Source organism: uncultured Campylobacter sp. (genome assembly GCF_938045405.1).
Taxonomy (GTDB): Bacteria; Campylobacterota; Campylobacteria; order Campylobacterales; family Campylobacteraceae; genus Campylobacter_B.
Map to the genome: position 1 here is coordinate 1 of NZ_CALIMW010000088.1, position 4836 is coordinate 4836.

Consider the following 4836-nt stretch of genomic DNA (forward strand, 5'->3'; position numbering starts at 1 on the left):
CCGCGAGCAAAGGAGCTTATTTATCTCTTAAATTTAACTCGCTAACGAGCTTGGAGTAAACTGCGTAGTCTTTGTTTTTAAGATATTTCATCATTCTTTTGCGCTGACCTACTAGCTTTAGTAGTCCTAAACGAGATGAAAAATCTTTCGGATTTGCTTGCAAATGAGTGGTAAGAAGCGTGATCCTCTCGGTAAGAAGCGCGATTTGCACCTCTGCAGAACCTGTATCTTTCTCTCTTCTAGCGAATTTCGCAACTATCTGTGCCTTTTGAGCCGTGTCTAAAGCCATGATGACCTCCTGATCGGTAAAATAGGAAGCGATTATACTTAATTAACCTAAATTTTTGCTTTCTTTGTGTAAAATGCACGCTTTCAGACCAAAGGAGAGAATAAATGCTTTTTACAAAAGCAAGCGAATACGCCCTGCTTTCAATGATCTGCATCGCGGGCAAGGAGGAGTCGATGGATGTCGATTCGATCTCTAGCGAGCTTGGAATTTCACGCAGCTTTTTGGCTAAAATTTTACAAAATTTAGCTCGCGCGAAACTTTTGAATTCCTTCAAAGGCGCTAAGGGCGGCTTTGTGCTCGCGCGCAATGCGGACGAGATCACGCTAAGCGAGATCATCAAAAGCGCCGAAAGACGCAAGGCGACGGTATTTGACTGCACCGCCGAGGGGATCGACGCCTGCCCGAACGGTCGCACGCTGTGCCGCGTCAATCTAATGTTCGGCGAGCTTCAAGAGAAAGTCGATGAGTATATGGATACGATCACGCTAGCAGACATCATCGGCAAAGAACGCAAATGAAAATATATCACCTAAGCCACACCGATCTGGACGGCTACGGCGCGCAGTTCGTCGCGGCGCACTATTTGACCGACGTGGAATTTTTCAACGCCAACTACGGCAAGGAGATAAACGAAAAATTTGATCTCATCCTCGCTAGTATCGACGAGCGGCTCGCTGCAGACGCGGACGAGAAAAGCCTGGTTTTAATCACCGATCTAAATTTACTGCCCGCGCAGTGCGAGAAATTTAGCAGCGAGCTGGCATGTCGCAACGCTCGCGTGATCCTTCTGGATCATCATCAAAGCGGACTTGAGTGCGCGAAAAAATTCCCGTGGTATTTCCTAGACTCTTCGCGCTGCGCTACGAAGATCACCTATGATTTTTTCAGTGCGATGTTCGGCGGCTCGCCGCGGCTGGATAAACTCGTGCGCGTCGTAAACGCCGTGGATATCTGGCTAAAAGACGAGAGCGAGTTTGAGCTCGGCAAGGTCTGCCTCGGTATGGTCTCGGGCGCAAAAGAGATCAATAAGATCATGTTTGAGCGGGAGAGCAGGGATTATATCTTTTTCCTGTTAGAAAAAATTTTTAAATTTCAAGACGAACCAAACGCGCACATAGCGCTAGATAGCGCGTTGCACGGCATAAAAAAGGAATTTTTTAAAAGCGAGCGCGACGATACGCTAAGCAATCTCGTCTCGCATTTCGTAGTCGCCCGCCTAAGCACGCAAAAGCAGCGCTTTGAGATCAGCTACCTCGGTAAAAAGGGCATTTTGACCTACAATATCGGCAACGTAAGCGTCATCGGCAACGATTTTTTGACGCAAAACCCGGACATTGATTTTTTCATCGACGTAACGAGCAAAAAAACGCTCAGCTTCCGCGCCGACGGCAAAACCGACGTTAGCGAAATGGCAAAGCTGCTCCTCGGCGGCGGCGGACACGTAAACGCGAGCGGCGGGATGTTTGCAGGCTTTAAAGACGCGAGCTCGTACGAAGCCGTAAAGGCGCAAATCGTGGGTCTAATCGAGAAAAAAACTCAAATTTCAAAGGAAGAAGATGAAAACTAATGACGAAAAAATCGCTGAGCAAGACCTCATCTACGAGATCAATATCCTGCTTGACGCGATGCTGCTTTATGCTGGCGTGAAGCGCGAGCGGCTCGCCGACGCGGCGCAGCTGTATATCGAAAACATCGACACGGTGCTTGCGAACTCGGATGCCAGCGGTGCGGACGAGGTGATCGCCGTGGTCGAGTTTTTACGCGGCAAACACGCGGAGTTATTTGAAAATAAGGGCTAGCTCGCGGAATTTTAAGCAAAATTTTGCGAGCTAGAATTTTACGAAGCGCAAACTATGCGGAGTAAAATTTCATTTAGCGCGGAAATTTATAGAGCGAAATCTGCGAGATAAAATTTTGCGAAATAGAATTTTAAAACGCAAAATACGGAATTTTACGGGTTTAGACTTAAAATTTTAAAATTTAGCAAACAAGCTTTGCGAATAAAATTTTAAGGCATGGGGCTGTAGAATTTTGTTTTAAAATTTTATGCTGTCAAACAAGAGCAAAATTTCAAGGCTTAGAATTTACGCTAAGAAATTCCGCGCAATAGCAAATTTAAAATTTTAAGTGCATTTTGCGGCACGGAATTTTATAAGAAATTTTAGACAACGCGGGGCAGCTCTGCGTAAAATTCTAATCTAGGCTTCGCGCGGAATTTTGCGCTCAACTAAGGCGCAAAATTTAAATATAAAGGCTAAATCTTTGCTTGCCAGTGTGGCGCGAAGATCACGCAGATTGCGGAATTTTAAATTTAAAAGCACGATTCTGCCGTCTAAGATCAAAAAATGGCATAGCGTCTAAGCTTGCCGATAATGACAAAGCTCGCTTTGAAAGAAAAAGAGAATTTTATCTGCAAAGGCGCAAAGATAGCATTTTAAGATACTTTTGTTGTTTCTAAGCAAAATAGGTCTGCTGCCAGAGGCTTTTAAGCAAGCGCGCTTGATAAAATATTATCGCTAGATATGGTGCAGGTGTGGTAACATCCGAACGTAGCGAAATTAAACGAACGCGGCACTCTATCGTCGCAAAGCCAGGCATAGTAAAATAAAAAGCTTGGGCAGGGCGCTAAGAAGTAAAATGTCGCGGAATAAGACATTTGCAGAGCAAGGTGCCTATAAGATGAAGCGTCGTAAAATAGAATAGCAAAGCAACGTGTCGATAAAATAGGCACCGTGAAGCAGAACTTCGTAGCAGTGACGCAGAGCGCGATTAAATTTTAAGCCGGCGGCGCGCTAAATTTTGAAATTTTATGAATTTAAAACTTTATGAAAGGATAGAAATGAAAAAGATTTTTTTGTTTGCATGTCTCATGCTTTTGGGCTCGCAGCTTTTCGGCGACGATAAGGTCTATCGCCTAAGACTTGCTAGTACGTGGGAGGCGACTACGCCCGTTTTGGGCGCTGCCGCCGAGGATTTTAAAAACTATGCCGAAAGCCTTAGTGGTGGTAGGCTTCAGATCCGCATCGATACGCCGAGCAAGCACAAGGCAAGCTTTGGCATATTCGACTTCGTCAAAAGCGGTCAATACGATCTAGGATATACTTCGCTTTATTATTATAAAGGCAAAGATGCTAAAACTATGCTCTGGACGGCGGTGCCTTTCGGTATGACTACTGATGAGCAGCACGCGTGGTATTACTATGGTGGTGGGCGAGAGCTTAATGATAAGATGTTCGCACAATACGGCATGAAGACCTTTTTGATGGGATCTACCGGCATGCAAATGGGCGGCTGGTTTAAAAAAGAGATCAACTCGGTTGCAGATTTGCAAGGGCTTAAATTCCGCATACCAGGGCTAGGCGGAGAGGTGATGAGCAAGCTGGGTGCCACTATAAACACGGTGCCTACGGGCGAGCTATTTATGGCGTTAGAGATGGGTACGATCGACGCGGTCGAGTGGGTAAGCCCTGTCTATGATATGCCACTTGGATTTCACAAAGTGGCTAAATACTACTACACAGGCTGGCAAGAGCCTATGGGAGACTGCCAGCTGCTGGTAAATCAAAAGGCGCTAGAGAAGCTGCCTGCGGATCTTCAAGCGATCTTAGAGGCTGCAGCAAGACTTGCCGGAGAGAACTTCCAAAATAAGGGCTTTTATGAAAACGCTCGCATTTGGGCGGAGCTAAAAGCGCAGTTTCCGGATGTGCAGGTGCGTGACTTCCCTGCAGACGTGATAGCCGCGCTTAAAAAAGCAACGAATGAAATCTTAGACGAGGAAGCGGCGAAAGATCCGATGTTTAAAGAGATCCTAGACAGCCAGCGCGCATTTTTGAAAATCGGCAGAGAATGGAATAAAATAAGCACCGTAGCCTACATAAATAACGTAAGCGGCATCGCAGGCGAAAGTGCAGCAAATCCAATCTCCGCAGGCTCTAGCGGTGCGACGAGCTCAGATTCTGCAAGCAGCGAAAATCACGGCGCTGCGAGCGATTCTAACGCGACTGACAGCAAAAATTTAGGCGCGACAAAGTAAAGCGGGCGCTGCGAGCGATAAAAATAAGGTGCGACGAACAGATCTGGCACAATAAGTAGCTCAGGAGCGACAAGCGGCAGAAATTTTAACTATTTTTGCATAAAGTAAATGGAATTCTGCCGCAGCAGCTTTAGCACAATAGCTTCAATATCAGAGCCCAGTTCATAAATCTCATCCGCAAGCAGGCAGAAGCTTTGGCGTAATAGCTTTAACATCGCAAGCAGCGCGATCTGGCATAGCAAAGGGCTCCCGCGTGAAAATAGAACGCCAAAAACACGCGATAAAATAAAATTATAAAAATTCCGAGCTCCAAGCACGGCGGAATTCGGAATTTTAAATCTAAAATTTTAAAATCAAAATTTATGGATTTCAGACGGAGCGCGAAACTACTCCGGTTATGCTAGAAACCGGTATTTGCGACCATTAAGACTAAAAGCCGCGTCTAGCATTTTAAAAAAGCCTATGAGCCTTTTGCATTCATCTATCAAAATCACAAAAATCGCATTTGCGTTAT

6 protein-coding genes are annotated in these 4836 nt (G+C 45.6%); 4 read left to right on the plus strand and 2 right to left on the minus strand.

Annotation, left to right across the window (positions count from 1 at the left end; translation table 11 throughout):
- Window positions 1–16: 16 nt before the first annotated feature.
- The gene (rpsO, locus tag Q0140_RS03245; protein ID WP_005871877.1) at window positions 17–289 is read right to left on the minus strand and encodes a 30S ribosomal protein S15; all 273 of its coding nucleotides are present in this window, start codon (window positions 287–289) and stop codon (window positions 17–19) included.
- Between the two features lie 104 nt (window positions 290–393).
- Between rpsO and Q0140_RS03250 the strand changes: the two genes are divergently transcribed.
- From Q0140_RS03250 to dctP, 4 genes are all read left to right on the plus strand, one after another.
- Window positions 394–807 (plus strand): Rrf2 family transcriptional regulator, encoded by a 414-nt coding sequence (locus tag Q0140_RS03250; RefSeq protein ID WP_297961825.1) that lies wholly within the window; start codon window positions 394–396, stop codon window positions 805–807.
- Entirely contained in the window at window positions 804–1856 is a 1053-nt protein-coding gene (locus Q0140_RS03255) for a 3'-to-5' oligoribonuclease B (protein ID WP_297961828.1), read from the plus strand. The genes Q0140_RS03250 and Q0140_RS03255 overlap by 4 nt, the downstream gene beginning before the upstream one ends.
- Window positions 1846–2088, plus strand: coding sequence for a hypothetical protein (locus Q0140_RS03260; RefSeq protein ID WP_297961831.1), 243 nt, complete (start codon window positions 1846–1848; stop codon window positions 2086–2088). The genes Q0140_RS03255 and Q0140_RS03260 overlap by 11 nt, the downstream gene beginning before the upstream one ends.
- Window positions 2089–3128: 1040 nt before the next feature.
- A complete protein-coding gene (dctP, locus tag Q0140_RS03265; RefSeq protein ID WP_297917838.1) occupies window positions 3129–4322 on the plus strand; it encodes a TRAP transporter substrate-binding protein DctP in 1194 nt (397 codons plus the stop codon).
- Window positions 4323–4411: 89 nt separating this feature from the next.
- On the opposite strand, the gene Q0140_RS03270 is transcribed toward dctP, so the two are convergent.
- Window positions 4412–4564 (minus strand): hypothetical protein, encoded by a 153-nt coding sequence (locus Q0140_RS03270; RefSeq protein WP_297961834.1) that lies wholly within the window; start codon window positions 4562–4564, stop codon window positions 4412–4414.
- Between the last annotated feature and the right edge of the window lie 272 nt (window positions 4565–4836).